Here is a 22,092-nt window from a genome sequence, read left to right as displayed (position 1 = left end):
AGTTTTAGTAGTTTCACTATAGACTAATGTCTATCTTACCAGCCAGTAACTTCTTTTAGCTTGTCGCCAAGTTTAGATGGGTCACGTGTGTACGCGATGCCAGCATCTTCAAACGCTTTGAATTTCTCTTCAGCAGTACCTTGACCACCAGAGATAATAGCACCAGCATGGCCCATACGCTTACCTGCAGGTGCAGTGACACCAGCGATGTAGCCAACAACAGGCTTGGTTACGTTTTCTTTGATGTAAGCGGCGGCTTCTTCTTCAGCGGTACCACCGATTTCACCGATTAGGATGATCGCTTCGGTTTGTGGGTCTTCTTGGAACAGTTTTAGTGCATCGATTTGGTTCATGCCTGGGATTGGGTCACCACCGATACCGATACAAGTTGACTGACCAAAGCCTAGCTTGGTGGTCTGCGCAACTGCTTCGTACGTTAGTGTACCAGAGCGAGAGATAACGCCCACTTTACCTGGCAAGTGGATGTGACCTGGCATGATGCCGATTTTGCACTGACCTGGAGTGATAACGCCTGGGCAGTTTGGACCGACCATACGCACGTCGCCCGCTTCTTCGATGTAGCGTTTGGCTTTTAGCATATCGATGGTTGGTACACCTTCGGTGATAACCACGATCAGCTTCACGCCCGCGTCAACCGCTTCGATGATTGAGTCAAGAACGAAAGGTGCTGGTACGTAGATCACAGAAGCGTCTGCTTGGGTCGCTTCCATCGCTTCGCTCATGGTGTTAAATACTGGCAAACCTAGGTGCGTTTGACCGCCTTTACCTGGCGTAACACCGCCAACCACTTTGGTGCCGTATTCGATGGCTTGTTCAGAATGGAACGTACCGTTTTTACCAGTAAAACCTTGTACCAATACTTTGGTATCTTTATCAATTAATACACTCATTATGTTTTCCTTGTATTCGGTTGTCTTATGACGGCAGTGCCAATAACGGGCAAGCTGCCATCACATCGGGACTATTACGCTTTTACAGCGTCGACAATTTTTTGTGCAGCGTCAGACAGACCTTGCGCTGAAATCAGTTTTAGACCTGATTCGTTCAGGATTTGTGCGCCTTTCTCAGCATTGTTACCTTCTAAACGCACGACCACAGGAACTTGTACATCAACTTCTTTTACTGCAGCAATAATCGCTTCTGCAATCATGTCACAGCGTACGATGCCGCCGAAAATGTTGATTAGTACGCCTTCAACACTGCTGTCTTCAAGGATAATTTTGAACGCTTCAACAACGCGATCTTTGGTTGCGCCGCCGCCAACGTCCAAGAAGTTAGCAGGCTTGCCGCCATACAATTTGATGATGTCCATGGTCGCCATGGCAAGACCAGCACCGTTAACCATACAACCGATGTTACCTTCTAGAGCAACATAGTTTAGGTCAAACTCAGCGGCTTTAAGCTCACGCTCGTTTTCTTGAGTTTTATCCTGTAGTGCTGCGATTTTTGGCAGACGATATAGGGCGTTTGAGTCGATGCCAATTTTGCCATCAACACAAACGATTTCGCCGTTTTCACGAACGGCTAATGGGTTGATTTCCATCAATGCAAAGTCATTTTCAACAAATGCCTTATAGGCGCCAGTCATCAATTTAACAAATTGATTGATTTGCTTGCCTTCAAGGCCAAGTTTGAACGCAACGTCACGCGCTTGGAAAGGCATTAAACCAACTAAAGGATCAACGTGTACTTTGAAGATTTTTTCTGGTGTGTTGTGTGCTACTTCTTCGATATCTACGCCGCCTTCGGTAGACGCCATGAAAGTTACACGACGAGTTGCACGATCAACAACAGCGCCAAGATATAGCTCAGTTTGTACTGGATACATATCTTCTGCAACCAATACAAAGTTGACTGGCTGACCTTCTGCGTCAGTTTGATAAGTAACAAGGTTCGTGCCGATAAGCTCTTCAGCCACTTGCTTGGCTTCTTCACGAGTTTTAACCAGTTTTACGCCACCCGCTTTACCACGGCCGCCAGCGTGTACCTGCGCCTTGATTACCGCGATATCCGTTGGGGTTTTATCAAAAGCTGCAGCAGCTTCGTCGCCGTTATGGGCGATGATGCCTTCTTGAATTGGCAATCCGTAGCTTTTTAATAGCTCTTTTGCTTGATACTCATGTAAATTCATTGATTGTATCCTTTATTTTTTACAATTAATAAAAAGTGAAATCAAGTGCGCACATATACATATGAATCATACGTCTGACGCACTCATGATTGTGGCATCACCAAAATAGCGATACCCCAATCAGGTTGTAAATCGATAATAATTAAACGAGCAACTAGTTATTTCTTACGCTTTTTGCGCTGGATAGCGTGGATAGCACGGCCATCTGCAGATAGCGCCGCTTCATGCACTGCTTCTGAAATCGTTGGATGCGCAAATGTCATCAGCTGCAAATCTTCGATACTAGAGACAAATTCCATCGCGATCATGCCTTGATGGACGATATCACCCGCGCCAGCAAAGATAGCATGCATACCGAGTAAACGATCGGTCTTAGCATCGGCAACGACTTTGATTGAGCCTTGCGCTTCACTTTGCGCCAGCGCGCGACCGTTAGCAGCTAGATTGAATGAGCCTGTTTTGACCTCATAGCCTGCATCCGCAGCTTCTTTTTCAGTCAGACCAACCCAAGCGATTTCTGGATGGGTATAGATAATGTTGATAATAGTGTCATAGTTGACTTGTGCTTTTTCGCCATGAATGCGCTCAACCGCCATCATGCCCTCTTCCATCGCTTTATGCGCGAGCATCGGGCCACGTACTAAATCGCCAATAGCATAGACGCCATCTAGATTGGTTTTGCACTGATCATCGACATCGATAAGGCCGCGTTCGGTTAGCGTCACACCGCTGTCCTCGCCAAGTAGCTTCTCAGAGTAAGCACGGCGACCGACACAAACGATCAATTTATCAAAGCTCTCATCTGAGGCTTCGCCTTTGTTTTCGCTAGTGACGACGACTTGACCGTCTTTGACTTCTGCATTAGTCACTTTGGTATCGACGCGGATATCTAAGCCTTGTTTTTTGAACATCTTACGAGCTTCTTTGGCGATATCTTTATCCGCAGCGGCTAAAAATTCAGGCAGCGCTTCATAAACCACGACTTCCGCGCCCAAGCGACGCCATACTGAACCAAGCTCAAGACCGATAACGCCTGCACCAATCACGCCCAAGCGCTTTGGCGTCTCAGTGAAATCAAGCGCGCCAGTCGAGTCGACGATATGCTCGTGATCGACTTTGGCAACTGGAATATCGATAGGCACAGAACCTGAGGCTAAGATAACGTTCTTGGCAGTAATGGTGCTTTCTGCATCATCCTCTAGCGCAACAAATTTAACTTTTTTGTCATCGCCTTTACCGTCGACTAACGTGCCCCAACCTTGTAGCCAGTCAACACCATTGCCCTTGAGTAGTGCCGCAACACCGCCGGTTAATTGCTTGACGATACCTTCTTTACGCTCAATCATCTTCTCGACGTTGATGCCGACATCACCGGTGCTGATGCCATGCTCGTCGAGCTCGTCTTTTGTCGCCTCATAGCGATGTGAGGTATCAAGTAAAGCTTTTGATGGAATACAACCAACGTTTAAGCAAGTGCCGCCAAGTGCTGGCTCGCCTTTGTAAACACGTTTTTCGATACAAGCGACGCTCATACCCAACTGACCGGCACGAATAGCCGCTTCGTAACCACCAGGTCCGCCGCCGATAACGACTAGATCATAATTATCTTTCATAGTACGTTCCTATTTTTAATTTTATGTGTTATTTAAACTGGTTTATTTACCAAACGCTCAGCATTGTCTACACTTGATAGCTAATACGCTATGTCCGTGAGAAAGACTCACTTATCGATCACTGAGCGTCAGTCACCATTATTAAATTCTTTGAATATATTTAGTAGCAAATCAGTTGCTGCTTATCAGGTAGAGCTATTATCTGCACCAAAGCTAAAAAGCTTGTATCAGCGGTTGCCAATACAAGCTTAGAAGCTTACAAGTCTAGTAGCAACATAGCTGGGTCTTCGACCAACTCTTTGATAGTTACTAGGAACTGTACCGCTTCTTTACCATCGATCATACGGTGGTCATAAGATAACGCCAAATACATCATTGGCAAGATTTCAACTTTACCGTCGACCGCCATTGGGCGCTCGTTGATCGCATGCATACCTAGGATGGCAGTTTGCGGTGGGTTCAAGATAGGGGTTGACATCAATGACCCAAATACACCGCCGTTTGAGATAGTGAATGTACCACCCGTCATCTCGTCTAGACCAAGCTTGCCTTCTTGCGCCTTGCTACCGTATTCACGGATTTTGGCTTCGATGTCCGCCATACCCATACGGTCAGTATCACGCAGTACAGGAACGACCAGACCACGATCTGATGATACGGCTACACCGATATCATAAAAACCATGATAAACAATGTCATCGCCATCTAGTGAAGCGTTTACTGCTGGGAAGCGTTTCAGTGCTTCTGTCGCTGCTTTTACAAACAACGACATAAAGCCTAAACGTACGCCATGACGCTTTTCGAACTTCTCTTTGTACTTAGCACGCATGTCCATCAATGGCTTCATGTTCACTTCGTTAAACGTCGTCAACATCGCGGTATCTTGTGATGCTGATAATAGACGCTCAGCAACACGCTTACGCAAGCGAGTCATCGGTACGCGTTTTTCAGTACGCTCGCCCGTTGATTCTGCTACAGGACGACCGCTGTCAGATTTGATGCTGCTGTCTGATTTTAGTGTTGGGTTAGCCATATCTGTTTTGGTGACACGACCGCCGCGGCCGCTACCTTCCACATCTTTAGGATCAACGCCTGACTCTTTTGCCGCTTTACGGACGGCTGGGCTTTGATCTTTGTGCTCTGCTTCATCTTTTTTGTCAGTGACTTGTACTGGCTCGCCACCATCTGCAGCTTGCTTTTCTTGTACTGGCGCAGCAGGTTGATCTGTCTCTACCGCTGGTGCTTCACCAGCACTTGCGCCTGCTTCAAATTGTGCGATTAGCTCATCAGACAGAACAGTATCGTCAACATCTTTGACGATCTTGGTCACAACACCATCATCAGGTGCCACAACTTCTAGTACCACCTTATCAGTTTCGATTTCAGCTAATAGGTCGTCACGGCTAACTTGTTGACCTTCAGTGACATGCCATTCAACGATTGTGCCATCGGCAACCGATTCTGGAAAAACGGGGGCTTTGATGTCAGCCATCGATATACTCCTTAGATTTGGATATTCATACTTATTATTAAGTCGTGATAGGCAATCAGTATCGTTTTAATAATGCTATTTGGCAGAATATTAAAACATACTGACTGTCATCGCCTGATTCATTTATCTTCTATAGTCTTAATAGACAATCTATTATTGAGCTAACTCATCAACACTTACACCAAGGCCACCAGCAATCAGTGCTTGCTGCTGCTGCGCATGTAGTTTTGGTGATCCTGTTGCAGGTGCTGCACTAGCAGGACGTGCCACGGGCTCCATAACTTTTGCTTTGGTTGGATGTGGTACAACAATACGGAACATATGCGGTGCTAAGTAGTACCAAGCGCCCTGATTCAATGGCTCTTCTTGCGTCCATACAATCTCAGTTAAATTGCTATACTTTTCAATCTCAGCGACCAAACGTTGCTCTGGTAGCGGATATAGCTGTTCGATACGGACGATCGCAACATGATCAAGACCCAATGCGCGACGCTGCTCTAGCAAGTCGTAATATACTTTACCACCGCATAGCACCATACGAGTCACTTTGTCTGCGTTGTGATCGTCCATCTCTGGCAATACCGTTTCGAACTTACCGTTAGCAAGCTCTTCTAAATGAGAAGTTGCTAGCTTATGACGCAATAAGCTCTTTGGTGACATAACGATCAAAGGCTTACGAATTGGGCGTATCGCCTGACGACGTAAGGCATGGAAAATTTGCGCGGGCGTCGTTGGTGTGATGACTTGCATATTGTCTTCAGCACATAGCTGTAAGAAGCGCTCAAGGCGAGCAGATGAATGCTCAGGGCCTTGACCTTCAAAGCCATGTGGTAACAACATGGTCAAACCACAAACGCGTTGCCATTTGGTCTCGCCGCTTGAGATGAACTGATCAATGACAACTTGAGCACCGTTAACGAAATCACCAAACTGCGCTTCCCAAACGATCAAAGCATTCGGTACGGTGGTTGCATAGCCATATTCAAAGGCCAATACAGCTTCTTCTGATAATAATGAGTTATAAGTAGCAAAACGTGCTTGTTTCTCGCTCAAATGAGCAAGTGGCACATACATGCTGCCATCATTAACATTGTAGATTTCAGTATGACGATGTGAGAATGTACCACGGCCGACATCTTCACCAGTAATACGTACCAAGACATCATCGTTATCAACTAATGATGCATAGGCTAATGTCTCAGCGGCACCCCAGTTGAGAGGCTCTTCGCCTGTTTGCATGGCTAGACGCTGCTCAACAACCTTTTGAACCTGACGCTGTAGCTTGTAGCCTTCTGGCATCTCAGCCATACGGCGTCCATACCCTTTGAGCTTTTCGATATCAACACTGGTATCCCAATCATCAACCAAGTCATGACCTAGATAAGGCTTCCAGTCTACAAATAGCTGCTCGTTAGGCTCTTGAACCAGTGAGCTGACAACGTAATCGCCACGGTCTAAAGATTCACGATAATTATCTTCATACTGTTTTTCTTCTTCAGTATTTAAGATACCTTCTGCGATGAGCTTTTGTGCATAAAGGGTACGTGTCGTTGGCAGCTTCTTAATAACTGCATACATCAATGGCTGAGTGGCTGAAGGCTCATCTGCCTCGTTATGACCGTTGCGACGGTAGCAGAACAAGTCAATAATGATGTCTTTATCAAACTGATGACGATAGTCTAAGGCTAATTGAGCCGCGAAAACGACTGATTCAGGATCATCACCATTCACGTGTAGGATTGGTGCATGTACCATTTTTGCGACATCAGTACAATATTCGGTTGAACGAACATCTTCTTGACGGCTAGTGGTAAAGCCAACTTGGTTATTGATAACGATATGTACAGTACCGCCAGTGGTATAAGCACGGGTCTGTGACATTTGGAAGGTTTCTTGAACCACACCCTGTCCAGCAAAAGCCGCATCACCATGGATAACGATAGGTAATACTGAGTTGCCACCAGTATTATCTAATGACGGCTGATCATTACGGCGCACTTGACGTGCACGTACTGAGCCTTGTAATACTGGTGCAACGATTTCAAGATGCGATGGGTTAAATGCTAAGGCTAAATGCGCTTCACCACCTGGGGTCATCACGTTAGATGAAAAACCATTGTGATACTTAACGTCTCCTGAGCCTTTCTCTGGCTGCACTTTACCGTCAAACTCATCAAATAAGTCTGCAGGGTTTTTGCCCAAAATATTGACCAACACGTTTAGACGTCCACGGTGAGCCATACCAATGACCATCTCTTTTGTACCATAGCCACCAGCACGTTGGATGATTTCATTGACTGCAGGTATGAAACTCTCACCACCTTCTAGACCAAAACGCTTAACGCCTGTATATTTACGCGCCAAATATTTTTCTAGACCTTCGGCCGCTGTTAGACGCTCAAGAATAGACAAACGCTTTTCTTTGTCAAACTTGATATAGCCTAGATTGCTTTCTACATACTCTTCCATCCAGCGTTTTTCTGTACTGGTGGTCACATGCATATACTCAATACCGATATGGCGGCAGTAAACACGCTCCATGATCTCGATAATTTCACGTAATGGTGCTTCATCTTTACCGATCACTAAATCATTGGTTGGGAATACAGTATCAAGGTCGGCTTCTGATAGGTTGTGATAAGCTAGGGTCAGATCTTCCACTTCTGCACGTGGATGTAAGTTCAATGGATCTAGCTTGGCGCGGCGGTGACCACGGCGGCGGTATGCGGAGATGAGTTGCTGTACACCCATTTGCTTTGGATCAGTACAGTTGTCTGAATTACTACTACTTGTACCGGCACTTTCGTTACTCGATTTGTTCGCCGTTTGATTGCGGGCAAGTAACAAAAATTGGTCTTTAATAGCATTATGCTGGGCATCATTTGACGATTTGTACTGTTCGAAGTACGCTTGCCAATCTGTGTCAACACTATCAGGGTCCGTTAGGTATTGCTCATAAAGAGCTTCTATATAGCTGGCATTATCGGCGGCCAGTTCAGTATGTCCTTGGTCCGCTTTTTCTTTGGTTATACTATTCATAATAATCGTCTATTTGATAGATAAATGAATGGAATCGTGCTTATTATGGTGTCAGTCGTTGTATGCTAGGCGTTTAGACAATTCGTCATACCCCATTGTATACAGTTCGATAAAACCCTTTATCCCTAAGTATTGCCGTCACTATAGAATATTGCTGTCATTGTCTAAAAGAGCAAGTAATGCTAAATAGTGATAACAAGTCTTATTGCAACACCTATGTTAAAAATAAATTTATTTGTGAACACTCAGTTTTCTGATCTGGCTCGTTTCACAACATTAATTTATATATACTTCTTTTAGCCATAACCAATTCATCAATGATAAATTATTAATAAATGGTCAATATTTCAGCTAGCCTATAAACTGGCTATTATCGCTGAAATATCCGCTATTTGCTAACAAATCTTATTGTTTCAGATAAACATGCATTGCTGTATAGAATATCATGAGCGTTTTTTGCGATATAGTTTGTTTGTTCAATACTAAGTATTTACGTAATGAATATCTATTATCAATTATAGAAGCCTCGTTATTGTATACATAACGTTTTATTGTATTAATGCAATAGCCCTTATAGATGCTACTTTTAATGCATCGGAAACAAACTTTGCAATGTTTGATCAAGTTCAGGGTGTAATTATAACAAACTTTACGTGTATCTGATTGTATAGATTGACTGTTTATATAATATGTCTTCTTACATATGGTCAACGTATCGCCCGTACGGATTTACGGATAGACTAACGCCCTATTATTCACCAGTGTACTAGGCTTCTTGTTCTACCTATCCGGCAGGATTGTTCATCGCTACCAATAGAAGCCCACTTTAAACAATAGTAATCAGAAAATTAACACTACTATAATCAGTGATTTTGACTAACAAAAACACCACCTAATAAATAGGTGGTGTTTTTGTTAGTCAATAATAATCAAAACAATTAACCAGCTTGATCAATCAACATATTACGTAAATGTCCGATTGCTTTGGTTGGGTTCAAGCCTTTTGGACAAACTGACACACAGTTCATGATGCCACGGCAACGGAATAAACTGAACGGATCGTCTAAACGCGCCAAACGTGCTTGCGTGTCACCGTCACGGCTGTCAGCCACAAAGCGATACGCATGTAGCAATGCTGATGGACCTAAGAACTTATCAGGGTTCCACCAAAAAGATGGGCAGCTCGTTGAGCAGCATGCACACAGAATACACTCATACAGACCATTTAACTTTTCACGCTCAGCAGGAGACTGCAGACGCTCAGTTGGGGGTGCTGGCTGATCATTAATCAAGTACGGATGTACCTTTTCGTATTGCTCGTAGAATTGGTTCATATCAACAACCAAGTCACGAACCACTGGCAAACCAGGTAACGGACGAACGGTTACTTTTTCTGGTAGCGTGTTCATGTTGATTAGACATGCTAGACCATTTTTACCATTGATGTTCATGCCATCAGAACCACAAATACCTTCACGGCAAGAGCGGCGGAAAGTGATTGTTTCATCTTCTTTCTTTAGGCGTAATAACACGTCAAGCAACATACGATCTGAATCAAGTAATTCAATCGTATAAGTTTGCATGCGTGGGGCTGCGTCCACATCAGGATCGTAGCGATAGATTTCGATGGTGCGAGTACCTCGGCTCATAATGCTAAACTCCACACGTAGGTGATGGCGGGCATACAAAGATTGCAACATATGAGTGCTGGCTATTAATCACTACTGATAATCGAATATCAATTAGTAGCCTAGCAGCACTCCTCTGAGCATGTAGCTGGCGGTCACCTTTTTAATAAATGAATAAGGGATAAAACGTTTAAGCTTTCTGTTTATATCGAGCGCATAGTCTAGGATTAATAGACGCGAACTTTTGGTTCGATATAGTCAACAGTCAGTGGCACTTTGCGAACTGGTTTGTAAATGATACGGTTGCCTTCAGAATACCATAAAGTATGCTTCATCCAATCGTGGTCATTACGGCCGTTTGGTGCATAGTCATCATCTTCTGGACGATCATAATCAGAGACACTATGCGCGCCGCGGCTTTCGTGGCGACTCGCGGCTGATACCATCGTCGCTTTTGCTACTTCGTATAGGTTTGCCACTTCAAACGCTTCGATACGAGCAGTGTTGAAGACTTGTGATTTATCACCCAAATGGATTTGTTCGACTTTCTCACCCAGCGCTAAAATTTTCTCAACGCCTTCATCCATCATGGCTTGCGTACGGAATACACTGGCGTGTTTCTGCATGGTGGCGCGAATCTCATCAGCCACGTCTTGTGCATTGTAGCCTGATGTTGATTGCTGCAATTTGTTTAAACGACCAACCGTGATATCAAGTACATGCGGATCAAGTGGTTTGTAGTTATGATCGTTTTGATGGAACTCATCAACAATGTGCTTACCAGCAGCACGACCAAACACAACCAAATCAAGTAGTGAGTTGGTACCTAAACGGTTGGCACCGTGTACACTCACACAAGCGCACTCACCAATAGCGTATAGTCCTTTAACGACGTTACCATTAGCATATAAACCGTCTTCATCTGTACCTGCCTCTAGATCCGGCACGATTACCTGACCATGGATAGTGGTTGGAATACCACCCATCATGTAGTGAATGGTTGGGATAACTGGAATAGGTTCTTTAGTAATGTCAACGTTGGCGAAGTTTTTACCGATCTCAAATACTGACGGTAGACGCTTCATGATAGTGTCGACACCCAAATGGGTCATGTCCATGACGATATGGTCAGCATTAGGGCCACAACCACGACCTTCTTTAATTTCTTGGTCCATAGAGCGCGATACGAGATCACGTGGTGCCAAATCTTTAACGGTTGGGGCATAACGCTCCATGAAAGCTTCGCCATCCTTGTTACGCAAGATAGCACCTTCGCCGCGGCACCCTTCGGTCAATAGTACACCTGCACCATGAACGCCCGTTGGATGGAACTGCCAGAACTCCATATCCTGTAGTGGGATACCAGCGCGAACTGCCATACCAATACCATCACCAGTGTTGATATAAGCGTTGGTAGAAGCGGCAAAGATACGACCTGCACCACCTGTTGCTAGAACAGTAACTGGTGCTTGGAATACCGCAACAGTACCTGTCTCTTGCTCAAGAGCGATAACACCGTTGATGTTACCCGCTTCGTCTTTGATCAAATCAAGCGCAATCCACTCGATAAAGAACTCAGTGCCTTGCTGTAAGTTTTTCTGATACAGCGTGTGTAGCAATGCGTGACCTGTACGGTCAGCAGCAGCGCACGCACGTTGTACCGCTTTTTCGCCATAGTTTGACGTATGACCGCCGAATGGACGCTGATAAATCGTACCATCTTCGTTACGGTCAAACGGCATGCCCATGTGCTCAAGCTCATAGACTACCTTTGGTGCTTCACGGCACATATACTCGATAGCGTCTTGGTCACCTAACCAATCTGATCCTTTTACGGTGTCATAAAAATGGAAATGCCAGTTGTCGTTACTCATGTTGCCCAAACTTGCACCGATGCCACCCTGAGCAGCAACCGTGTGCGAACGTGTTGGGAATACTTTGGTCAGGACTGCAACCTTCATACCCGCTTCCGCTAAGTGCAATGAAGCGCGCATACCTGAACCACCACCACCAACGATAACTGCATCGTAGTTTAGGGTCTTAATATTACTAATGGTATTGTCTTGTCTAGTTGCCATTACGGTTTTCCTAATGCCTATTAATGCTTATAAGTAAATGAAAAGCGTGTTTTAAAATCTTCTTATTGCAGGTTTAAGGGCTTTTATCTGGCCATTACATGCACTTATTAAAGAAGAGGATATAACAGTCTTTGACCACTTAATTTGCATATCTATCGTTATACTGAACCAAACCTGCTCAACCTTGTTGCTCATTCAGCGACAATCTAAATAGTGGGCGCTGTTGGTCCAATGCTATGACTATTTTTGGCTATCAACGGATACTTTTAAACTACTTTATCAGCTGACATACCAGCTGCGCGCATCCGTTATATATAGATGCTTATATCAATACTAAAGCTGGTCACTCAATCATTAAACAGCAACGACACTAAAGCCGTTACCCCAAAAAATCATGATTCCCCAAAATAGAAATACTAAAATAGCGATAATCATCAATGACTGTAGCACTAAACGTAAACCTGCTGCGCTTGAGCCCAGTTTGCCTGTCGTAATATAGTCAGTAAATACTGTCCACATTCCCACCCAAGCATGGCCAGCTAATGCAAGTACAGCAACTAAGCTGAATAAACGCATTGGCAGGCTAGTCATGAATGATGACCACTCAAGATACGTGACATCGCCGTGGGTCAAAAAGAAGCCCAGCAACACCACACTATAAACGGCTAAAACAACAGCACTAATACGCTGAATAATCCAATCGCGTGAGCCTGAACCTGTCAGACCAGTAGCACTTTTGATTCCTGAATCATTTTTAATCATTAGAACATCACCCATATAAATGACGCGACAACTAAAATCGCTGCAATTACAAAACTGACCATAGAGGCAGCGCGGCCAGATTTTAGCTCTTCGTTCATGCCCATATCAGCAAATAAATGTTTGATACCCATCACGAAGTGATATGCGATGGCGGCAACAAATATCCATGCCAAAAAGCGCACAAGTACGTTGTCAAATACGGTCTCAAAACTCTCAGGCGACGCCAATGAGTTCTGTAATAGCCACAGCATTACAGGAATTAATAAGAATAAAATAATGCCAGAGATACGATGCAAAATAGAGGCGATTGCGATCGGTGAGCGATTAACGCTAATCACTTGGCTTAAAGGCAGATCAATAGGTCGGTTGCTTTTCACAGCGGGCATCCTTTTTGCGGTTATACTCCTGTATCTGCTATCAACGCTTGACAAAAATAGTGTCAGTTGAGCATCGAGCAACACACGAGACGAATAAAGTAAGGAAGAGCTAGCTGACTTCTTTTAGTTTGTGCTAAATATGAAGAAAGAATCATGTATATAAGGTATTGATAAGCTGTTTAGTGTCGCTTGTCGAGCTGACAGGCCTACAAAACAACCTATCTATTATACAACAAAGAAAATAAACATGAGTAAGATCGACTAACCAGTCTATTTTTATTGGTCGTATGAATAGCCAGACAACGTTAATATGTCTTCTCTATCAAAATAAACCTTGTACTGAGCACTAAATACTGGTGCTGAGCATCTAAAAATAGAGCAGTTAACAAGAACATTTAAACCACAGAATTCGGTTTGGTTTATCAAAATACCAGACAATCGTAAATAAGCATGTATAAAGTAAGCTCTAGGCGACACTATATCATGACCACTTATCAATTCGCACAAAGCTAGTGCCAGTCAATTCCTGCAATTATAAAATGACTGGGCGATAATTACAAATTTATCCCTAAAGTAATAAAGTCACACACTTAATTAACAAACGAATAGATATATGCAATACTGAATGTGGAAAACGCTTACCTCTGACAATTATGCTCGACACTTAACTTGTCTACTGCTCATGCCCTGTCTGTTTTTAGCCTCGTTTTTTGCGAAAATCCTGCTGCGTTTTTGCGACAAACCCCAAAATATAACGTCAATATTGACGTTGTAAATATGTTTAATAAACAGAAAGTTTAGCGCAAAATAACCAATCAGACATATTTTGATACAAAAATTACAGCGAACAACCACCGCTAGACCGTGCCAATTAGACCCACGGTCAATAAAAGTTTTTTCAAATCACAAGTAATTGCTGCTAATATACCTTGCGTATTAAATGAGTGAAACGGATTTTGCCGTTTGACAGATAACGACGTGAGGTATGCGTCTGTAGTAATTTTATTCTAACGAATCAAAAACAATGGAGAGCAATTTATGGCTGACACTAATGCCAAACTAACCGTGAATGGTGAAGAATACGAACTTCCTATTATTGAAGGTACTTTAGGGCGCCCAGTTATCGATGTTGCTGCTTTGCAAGAATCAGGATTTTGGTCTTATGACCCTGGTTTTAAAGTAACTGCTCCCGTTGAATCAAAAATTACTTATATCGATGGTGGCAAAGGCGAATTATTACACCGCGGCTACCCTATCGACGAGTTAGCAAACCATGCTGAATATCTAGAAGTGGCATATGCGTTGCTAAATGGCGAGCTACCTAACGCTGAGCAAAAGGCAGATTTCTTTGAAAAAATTCGTGAACATACCGCTGTTCATGATCAATTGCGTAAATTCTTTGAAGGTTTCCGCCGTGACGCGCATCCAATGGCCATTATGGTTGGTGTCGTTGGTGCGTTATCAGCGTTCTATCATGACAACCTAGACCTAAGCAACGAAGAGCATCGTGAAATCACAGCTATTCGTTTGATTGCTAAGATGCCTACGCTTGCGGCGATGAGCTATAAATACTCGCAGGGCGAACCGTTCATGTATCCACGTAACGACTTTAGCTACGCTGAGAACTTCTTGTACATGATGTTTGCGACTCCTGCTGATGTGGACTATGAGCCAAACGACGTCGTCACCCGCGCCATGGACAAAATCTTCACCTTGCACGCAGACCACGAGCAAAACGCCTCGACTTCTACTGTGCGCCTAGCCGGCTCAACGGGTGCCAACCCTTATGCCTGTATCGCTGCTGGTATCGCAGCTCTTTGGGGTCCATCGCATGGCGGCGCCAACGAAGCTGTACTAGAAATGCTTGATGAAATCGGTACGGTTGAAAACGTGCCAGCATTTATGGAAAAAGTGAAAAGCCGTGAAGTGAAGCTAATGGGCTTTGGTCACCGTGTCTACAAAAACTTCGATCCACGTGCGAAAGTCATGAAAGAGACTTGTGATGAAGTATTAGAAGCACTTGGTGTCAACGATCCTAAACTTGAATTGGCAATGGCACTCGAAAAAATTGCACTAGAAGACCCGTTCTTCATCGAGCGTAACCTATATCCAAACGTTGATTTTTACTCTGGTATTATCTTAAAAGCCATCGGTATCCCAACATCAATGTTTACGGTAATCTTTGCACTGGCTCGTACTTCAGGTTGGATCAGCCATTTGTTAGAGATGCACAGCGCCCCATACAAGATCGGTCGTCCACGTCAGTTATATACTGGTGAAACGCGCCGTGACTTTGTCAAGGTTGAAGACCGTAAGTAAGCAAAAATAGTATCTTTACAATAAAAAATCCCGCCATCGTGCGGGATTTTTTATTGCTATGATGGGATAGATACTATTGGATATACTTCATCCAATTATTGGCAAACTCGTTACTATGTGTATCATTTAAACCGTTATTGAAACTCTTTTAACGTCTGCTCATATTTAGCAATCTGCTCGTCATATCCTTTAATCGTATCGTTGAATTTGGCCATGAGCGTTTCAAATTCTTGCTGCTGTTGTTGCTTCATTTGCTGCATATCAACCACTTGCTGCGCTTCTATTTGCTCCCATACTTGGTGCTGAATAATCAACCGAGCCAGCGCAGGGCTTTTTGCACTGACCCTTCCTGCAATCTCTGCATGCTCAAATAACTGAGGAACTAAGGTCGCTATGTTGATTAGCGTATCCGCATCTTCTGCACTAAGGGGCGTGGTCACAGGCTGATATAACGCTGCCATCGTTTGCTGATATCGCTCGATGATCTGCTCTTCCGTCAATATAATCGGTTTGCGCGGCTCAAGGCTAATACGTTTTAATACCGTTAAGTCACGCTCTCCAACTTCCGTACTTGTATTCATCTCTGCATCCGAACCTTCCTCACTGGTAGCGTTAGCTTCTACTGGACTATCAGCTGGTAATGGTTCGGAATTGGCGCTATTCGCATTTTCTGTAAGAGTAGCTGAATCGTTAGTCGCTCCATTGAGTAATAGCGACTCTTCGCTATCTGAAGTATCTGCCGCTTCCAGTGACTCATACTCTGCTTGTAGTCGACGCTGTAGCCCTTGCGCTTGCGCAACGTATATAGGCTGAAACTGCTCTATACGCGCCGCAGCAGAATCACTTTGCTGCATAGGTTGACTGTCTTCCTCACTTGTTTTTTCAGTTGTCTGAGCCTCATCTGGTACAGGCGGTGCGTCAGCTTGCTGCTGACAGCCGGTCAGAAATAGCACGCCCGTTAGCGCTACTGCGGCCAGAGCTGAGCTAGCAGAAGTATCAACATTAGGCTTTACTGGCAAAAGTCGAAACATAAGCGTAAATATCCTTTAATAAGGCTAAAATATAAAAAGCTAAAATGGTGATGCACGTAGGCTTTTCGCTTACTATGAGGCAGTTTAAATAGTAAAATTGCTGTTGGCGCGTTTTTTGTCAGTCATGGCGTTTACTGTCAAAAATGGTATACAGGCTTCTAAATCCTGACAATCCTGTCCTTTTTGACGGCGCACAAAATAATCTTGAACCATTCGCGCCTGCTGCTCGATACCGTATTTAAAAAAGGACTTACCCGTCTCTAGCACATAATCATATCGCCGATCGATAAGGGCACCGCGTACCACTTTCAAGCCTTGCTGTAACTGCCACACATGGGTGAGCTCATGGATGAGCCAGCTTTGCTTGCCCAACGAGGCCACACTAAAATCTGTGATCCAATCGGCTGGATTAAAGTAAATATGACCATTCGGACTCACCGCATAACTTTTGAGAACCCACCAAGTGGTTTTTAGTCGCACTTCATCTAATCTGATACTGTCACCGAACACTGAGCGTGCCAGTGCTATCTCGCCAATTGTCAGACAACGCGACTGCTGCTTTTTTACGCTGCTGCGTGAATATCGATTCAACAAACGCTTGAGAGGTTGTCCAGACATCGTCAATGTAATACCTTATATTTGTTAGGGCAGTGATAATAAATGGTGTTTGGTCAACCATTCTGATCGTTACCATTGAACCGTTAGTAAGGATGAATGATTAAAAATAAAGTGCTGGGGACATAAGCTATACGCTTCGTTAGCTTTCATTAACATGTTTTTGCGTTAGCCTAGCGTGTATTGTTTATAGCAAGTACCCTACTTATAAATTAGCCTACTTTGACTGCTGATGTCTAATACTCATTTACTCATTGTCATAGTAAAGTTGCTGCGAGAATCATGCCAAGCAAACAAACGCTTTTCACTTCAATAGAAATGATAACTATAGACGAGTATGTCGTTATTTAGATTTTACTATAAAATCTCTCAATGGCCGCCACTTTAGCCAATAGACCGTTTTTTAATTTTTCAATAGAGAACCTTATGCCGCCTAACTTTCATGCCGACACCCCTCTTGCTCAGCGTATGCGCCCTGCTTCTCTCGCGGCTATTATTGGCCAAGAGCATCTTTTGGCCACTGGCGCACCTTTACGGCGTTTGGTCGAACAAGGGCATCTGCCCTCTATTATTTTGCACGGCGAAGCAGGTATCGGTAAGACGACCATCGCAATGCTATTGGCGGATGCGGTCAATCGACCTTTCCATGCGCTTTCTGCATTGAATACTGGGGTTAAGCAGTTACGCGAGGTATTGGATAGTAAAGACTCACTGGCATTTGAGTCACCAGTGGTCTTTATCGATGAGATTCATCGGTTTAATAAGGCGCAGCAAGATGCATTATTGGGCGCGGTAGAGTCTGGTGATATCACCCTAATCGGCGCCACGACAGAGAATCCGTCGTTTAGTGTGAATAACGCGCTCTTATCACGTTGCCAAGTGTATCGTTTAGAGCCATTAACGCCTGAGCAAATCAGTGCGGTATTACAGCGGGCACTCTTGGAGGACCATGTACTCAAAAAGCTCACCATCGACTTGCAGGCACAAGACACCATTAGCAAACTGGCGCATGGCGATGCCAGAAAGGCGCTTAATCTACTAGAGCTGGCTATACAAACGGCGGATGCCAAGCAATCACCGATTGTCATCGATGACGAACTGGTCAGCCGAGTGGCGCAGACTGCGTTGGTACGTTATGACAAAGATGGCGAGCAACATTACGATATTATCTCAGCCATGATCAAATCAGTGCGCGGCTCCGACCCTGACGCGGCGCTGTACTGGATGGCGCGAATGCTCGTTGGCGGTGAGCCTGCCGATTTTATCGCGCGCAGATTGGTAATCTTAGCCAGTGAAGATATCGGCAATGCCAACCCAAACGCCCTACTCCTCGCTGATGCAGCCCTGCGCAGTGTGCAATCCATCGGTATGCCAGAAGCGCGTATTATCCTAGGGCAAGTGGTGGTCTATTTAGCCACCAGTGCAAAGAGTAACAGCACGTATAAAGCGATCAATGCAGCGATGGCGTTGGCAGAAAAAGACGCCTCGCCAGTACCACTACATCTACGTAATGGCGTGACCAAACTGATGCGCAATCAAGGCTATGGTCAAGGGTATGCTTACCCGCATGATTATCCCAATCACTACTACCCTCAAAGCTATTTGCCAGAAAACTTAGCAGGCACGAGCTTTTATGAGTTTGCCGATAACCAGCGAGAACAGCATAGCAAGCAGTTTATGGCGTGGCTAAAAAGCCAAGCGGCCAGTAACGACTGATCTATTGACCCACTGGATCAAAAGGTTTGAAAGTTAGTTGCATATACTATTGGTAAAACTGAACCCTGTTTTTAAAAGACTAAGCGTTATAGTTCAGCTTTGGGTCAGCACGCTGAGGCAAAAACCGTTAAAATACCTATCGTCATGATGAATAAGAATCATGAAACATTTTCATATTTGGTTGCTACGATGATCAAACGATTTGCTCAACGGCAACAGCACGTGTTACCAACTACTGCTACAATGAGCCGACAACCCTTTATATTACAAACCACACATATTTATTAATAATAAAATATTGAGATTTACTATGAGTTTAAATACGATTCCTGAGATTATCGAAGACATTCGTGCTGGAAAAATGGTCATCTTGATGGATGATGAAGACCGCGAAAACGAAGGCGATATCATCATGGCGGCGACCCATGTTCGTCCTGAAGACATTAACTTTATGATTACCCACGCGCGCGGCTTGGTGTGTCTGACGCTATCACAAGCGCGTTGCCAGCAATTGGCATTGCCGCTGATGTCAGATCGCAACGAGGCAAAATTTAGCACCAACTTTACAGTATCGATTGAGGCGGCTGAAGGCGTGACCACAGGTATCTCAGCGGCTGACCGCGCGCGCACCATTCAAGCCGCTGTATCTTCGGCAGCCAAACCAGAAGACATCGTGCAGCCTGGGCATATTTTCCCTATCATGGCACAAAACGGCGGCGTTCTACACCGTGCAGGCCACACAGAAGCAGGGTGCGACTTGGCTCGCCTAGCGGGATTGGAGCCTGCTGCGGTGATTGTAGAAATCATCAACGCTGATGGCACCATGGCACGTCGCGATGATCTTGAGATATTTGCCAAAGAGCATAACATCAAGATGGGCACCATTGCTGATCTCATCAACTACCGCATCGCCAATGAGCAAACGGTAGAGGAAATCGAAACTCGTCCTTTTGAAACAGAACATGGCACTTTTACCTTGCACCGTTTCCGCGAGTTCGGCGCTGAAGAAACTCATATCGCCTTGGTAAAAGGAGATGTGAGCGAAGGCGTGAGTACCGTACGTGTCCACGGTTTCCACCCACTGCGTGATTTATTTGCCGCCAAAAATGATATGACTGGTCGTAGTGGCTGGAGCGTCCAATCAGCGCTAGAAGAGATTAGCGCCTCAGAGCGCGGTGTGTTGGTTTGGGTCGGCAATCATCAACCGGTCGATCTAGGGGATGCATTAGATAAAGCCTTGGACAATGAGTCACAATCGACCATCACCCAGCAGCCTTATCGCAGTATCGGCGTTGGTGCACAGATATTACGTCATTTAGGCGTCCGTGATATGCGTCTACTGTCATCGCCCATGAAGTTTTATGCATTATCAGGTTTTGATCTCAATGTGGTGGATTTTGTGCACGCACCGCAAGAGAGCTAAAATCTACTTGGAAAATGGCCTGAGAAAAGTCATGAAAAAAGGCACGCTACGATAATGTTAGCGTGCCTTTTTTATTTTTGATGGTTATATAACACTATCCGAGATAGGTCATCAACGCAGCTAAAGCCTATTCTAATATTCAGGGGTATGACCAAATTTTGCCTCTAGTGCCAGTAAGCGCGCACGTTCTTCTGCTGTCCACGGTAACTTACCTTTCCCATCACTATCGAGACGCACTACGACGGCATCAGCGGTCGCAACGATTTTGTTTTGTGCTGTACTATAGTAGCTATATTCCATCGCAATACTGGTATTGCCCAGACGCTTACAGCGAACCCCCAATAACAAAGTATCAGGATAGGTCACTGGGTGCAAATACTGGCAGCTCGACTGTGCCAAGACGGTGACCATACTGCCATCGAACATATCTAACGCGTGCAAATAACCAATGCGCGCTGACTCAGAATAACGATAATACACCACGTTATTTAAATGGTTAAAGGCATCCATCTCACCCCAATGAATCGGCTGATAATGAATCACTGGGTAATGCGCCAGTACTTCAGGTCGATCAATTGCTACCTCAGACATAAAATCTGGCTTTTCACTCATATTGGTCATAACTTACCTTGTGTCTCATGTTGTCTATATATAGCTGTTTCGAACCGTATCGATTAAGGTTGTGGCTTATCCAAAATCTGTGTGGTTAACAAGGGTGTTGGCTTAGGAGCATTGACAATCAGTTGGTCAAGCCAGGCAATGACCTCTGGTATATCATTTGGCGACTGCATGGTCTCTAGGTTGTTGTCCGTACCCTTTGGCTTTTTGTCGGATGGAGCAATGCCAATGGCGCCAACTTGCGCGGAGTTTTTGCCATTGCTAACCGATGATTTAGGTAGTAAGGTTTTTAGCTGTTTGCGCGCTTGGGTCAAATAATTGATCAGTTGATCCTGCTCGCGCATATTGCTCGCTTGGCTCGCCAAATTCAACGTCATGATGACTTCATGAATCGTCAGTTGTCTACGCGTTAATGTCATATCGTTACGCACTGACGTTTGAGCAGGCGGGTTCGCTACTGCACGCTTTTGGTCACCCTCAGTTGCAGCATCAACTAGCTCTCGGCGCTGGATATCAGTACCCTCGTAACTCCCAAGGCGCTCATGACTGTGCAAAAACTCTTGGATGTTTTGAATCGCAAGATTTTGTATTTGCCATGGGCTAGGTTGTGAGCTTTGCGCTTGTAATCGCTCGATGTCTTTAAGCAAACTTTGCTTGATTACGACGGTCAATGCAGGTGCAATCTCGTTGCTGCTTTGTGCCAATTGCCAATGCAAACCTCGCAACAACTCGATCGCGGCACTATCATTGTTGTCTGCTAGCAATCTGTCAGCGGCTTTTATTTGAATACGTAGTAAATCCAGCTGATTTTGCGCTTGGCTACTGGCTTTGATTCTAGGCTCTGGCAATGTCTGCTGACTCATGGCAAATAAACGATCGTCCATCTCATTTAGACGACTGACAACCTGCTCATTGCTCTGCAACCGCTCATTGACACTGTGCTGAAAACGCTGCTGACTAATATAGAGCCAGAGTAATGCCGCGATAAGCAGCAAAATGACCAACCACTGCATCCGCAGCAGCAAGATATTTGCTTGCCGACGCTGCTGTATAGCAGAAGGATCCTTAGATAAAGACTCAGAATTCATTGGCATAAGACAGTACCGTGATGGGTAGGTATAAACATATTTAAATCAAATAGAAATTATAAAATTAGGGCATGTCCCCAATTCAAACGTTTGTCACTAAATGGACTAAAAATGGCTAAATCTTTGCCGCTGTTTGCCTGT

16 protein-coding genes are annotated in these 22,092 nt (G+C 44.6%); 3 read left to right on the top strand and 13 right to left on the bottom strand.

From position 1 onward, the window contains the following. Positions 1 to 35: 35 nt before the first annotated feature. The 9 genes from sucD to sdhC form a co-directional block, all read right to left on the bottom strand. On the bottom strand, positions 36 to 911 hold the full coding sequence (gene sucD, locus CUR83_RS01455; protein WP_093069786.1) for a succinate--CoA ligase subunit alpha: 876 nt from the start codon (positions 909 to 911) through the stop codon (positions 36 to 38). A 74-nt stretch (positions 912 to 985) separates the two neighbouring features. Continuing rightward, positions 986 to 2,152 carry an ADP-forming succinate--CoA ligase subunit beta gene (sucC, locus tag CUR83_RS01450; protein ID WP_186475283.1) on the bottom strand — a complete coding sequence of 389 codons (1,167 nt, stop codon included), beginning with the start codon at positions 2,150 to 2,152 and terminating at the stop codon, positions 986 to 988. Between the two features lie 158 nt (positions 2,153 to 2,310). Beyond that, positions 2,311 to 3,765, bottom strand: coding sequence for a dihydrolipoyl dehydrogenase (lpdA, locus tag CUR83_RS01445; protein ID WP_186475284.1), 1,455 nt, complete (start codon positions 3,763 to 3,765; stop codon positions 2,311 to 2,313). Between the two features lie 256 nt (positions 3,766 to 4,021). After that, on the bottom strand, positions 4,022 to 5,257 hold the full coding sequence (gene odhB, locus CUR83_RS01440; RefSeq protein WP_093069779.1) for a 2-oxoglutarate dehydrogenase complex dihydrolipoyllysine-residue succinyltransferase: 1,236 nt from the start codon (positions 5,255 to 5,257) through the stop codon (positions 4,022 to 4,024). 153 nt (positions 5,258 to 5,410) lie between these two features. Continuing rightward, complete coding sequence (locus CUR83_RS01435; RefSeq protein WP_212564025.1) at positions 5,411 to 8,296, bottom strand: 2-oxoglutarate dehydrogenase E1 component; 2,886 nt, start codon at positions 8,294 to 8,296, stop codon at positions 5,411 to 5,413. A gap of 938 nt (positions 8,297 to 9,234) precedes the next feature. Next, the gene (locus CUR83_RS01430) at positions 9,235 to 9,945 is read right to left on the bottom strand and encodes a succinate dehydrogenase iron-sulfur subunit (RefSeq protein ID WP_058023969.1); all 711 of its coding nucleotides are present in this window, start codon (positions 9,943 to 9,945) and stop codon (positions 9,235 to 9,237) included. A gap of 206 nt (positions 9,946 to 10,151) precedes the next feature. Then, on the bottom strand, positions 10,152 to 12,002 hold the full coding sequence (gene sdhA, locus CUR83_RS01425; RefSeq protein WP_071002571.1) for a succinate dehydrogenase flavoprotein subunit: 1,851 nt from the start codon (positions 12,000 to 12,002) through the stop codon (positions 10,152 to 10,154). A 354-nt stretch (positions 12,003 to 12,356) separates the two neighbouring features. After that, positions 12,357 to 12,743 carry a succinate dehydrogenase, hydrophobic membrane anchor protein gene (gene sdhD / locus CUR83_RS01420; protein ID WP_227511562.1) on the bottom strand — a complete coding sequence of 129 codons (387 nt, stop codon included), beginning with the start codon at positions 12,741 to 12,743 and terminating at the stop codon, positions 12,357 to 12,359. A gap of 20 nt (positions 12,744 to 12,763) precedes the next feature. Continuing rightward, positions 12,764 to 13,150, bottom strand: a complete 387-nt coding sequence (sdhC, locus tag CUR83_RS01415; protein WP_083328899.1) for a succinate dehydrogenase, cytochrome b556 subunit — start codon at positions 13,148 to 13,150, stop codon at positions 12,764 to 12,766. Between the two features lie 1,029 nt (positions 13,151 to 14,179). On the opposite strand from sdhC, the gene gltA reads away from it, so the two are divergent. After that, entirely contained in the window at positions 14,180 to 15,460 is a 1,281-nt protein-coding gene (gene gltA, locus CUR83_RS01410; RefSeq protein WP_071002573.1) for a citrate synthase, read from the top strand. A gap of 134 nt (positions 15,461 to 15,594) precedes the next feature. On the opposite strand, the gene CUR83_RS01405 is transcribed toward gltA, so the two are convergent. Together CUR83_RS01405 and CUR83_RS01400 are read right to left on the bottom strand one after the other, a co-directional pair. Next, positions 15,595 to 16,491 carry a hypothetical protein gene (locus CUR83_RS01405; RefSeq protein WP_093069771.1) on the bottom strand — a complete coding sequence of 299 codons (897 nt, stop codon included), beginning with the start codon at positions 16,489 to 16,491 and terminating at the stop codon, positions 15,595 to 15,597. Positions 16,492 to 16,575: 84 nt separating this feature from the next. Then, positions 16,576 to 17,109, bottom strand: a complete 534-nt coding sequence (locus CUR83_RS01400; protein ID WP_093069769.1) for a type IV secretion protein Rhs — start codon at positions 17,107 to 17,109, stop codon at positions 16,576 to 16,578. Between the two features lie 423 nt (positions 17,110 to 17,532). On the opposite strand from CUR83_RS01400, the gene CUR83_RS01395 reads away from it, so the two are divergent. Both CUR83_RS01395 and ribBA read left to right on the top strand, forming a co-directional pair. Further along, entirely contained in the window at positions 17,533 to 18,822 is a 1,290-nt protein-coding gene (locus tag CUR83_RS01395) for a replication-associated recombination protein A (protein WP_284718909.1), read from the top strand. A 310-nt stretch (positions 18,823 to 19,132) separates the two neighbouring features. Further along, positions 19,133 to 20,245 (top strand): bifunctional 3,4-dihydroxy-2-butanone-4-phosphate synthase/GTP cyclohydrolase II, encoded by a 1,113-nt coding sequence (gene ribBA / locus CUR83_RS01390; RefSeq protein ID WP_071002577.1) that lies wholly within the window; start codon positions 19,133 to 19,135, stop codon positions 20,243 to 20,245. A 132-nt stretch (positions 20,246 to 20,377) separates the two neighbouring features. On the opposite strand, the gene CUR83_RS01385 is transcribed toward ribBA, so the two are convergent. Both CUR83_RS01385 and CUR83_RS01380 read right to left on the bottom strand, forming a co-directional pair. Further along, on the bottom strand, positions 20,378 to 20,866 hold the full coding sequence (locus CUR83_RS01385) for an acyl-CoA thioesterase (protein WP_414706363.1): 489 nt from the start codon (positions 20,864 to 20,866) through the stop codon (positions 20,378 to 20,380). 53 nt (positions 20,867 to 20,919) lie between these two features. Continuing rightward, positions 20,920 to 21,957 carry a hypothetical protein gene (locus tag CUR83_RS01380; RefSeq protein WP_186475291.1) on the bottom strand — a complete coding sequence of 346 codons (1,038 nt, stop codon included), beginning with the start codon at positions 21,955 to 21,957 and terminating at the stop codon, positions 20,920 to 20,922. Positions 21,958 to 22,092 lie beyond the last annotated feature (135 nt).

It is taken from the genome of Psychrobacter pocilloporae (assembly GCF_029872915.1).
Classification (GTDB): domain Bacteria; phylum Pseudomonadota; class Gammaproteobacteria; order Pseudomonadales; family Moraxellaceae; genus Psychrobacter; species Psychrobacter pacificensis.
The sequence above is the reverse complement of the archived record's forward strand: the minus strand, read 5'-3'. Positions and strand labels throughout refer to the sequence as shown.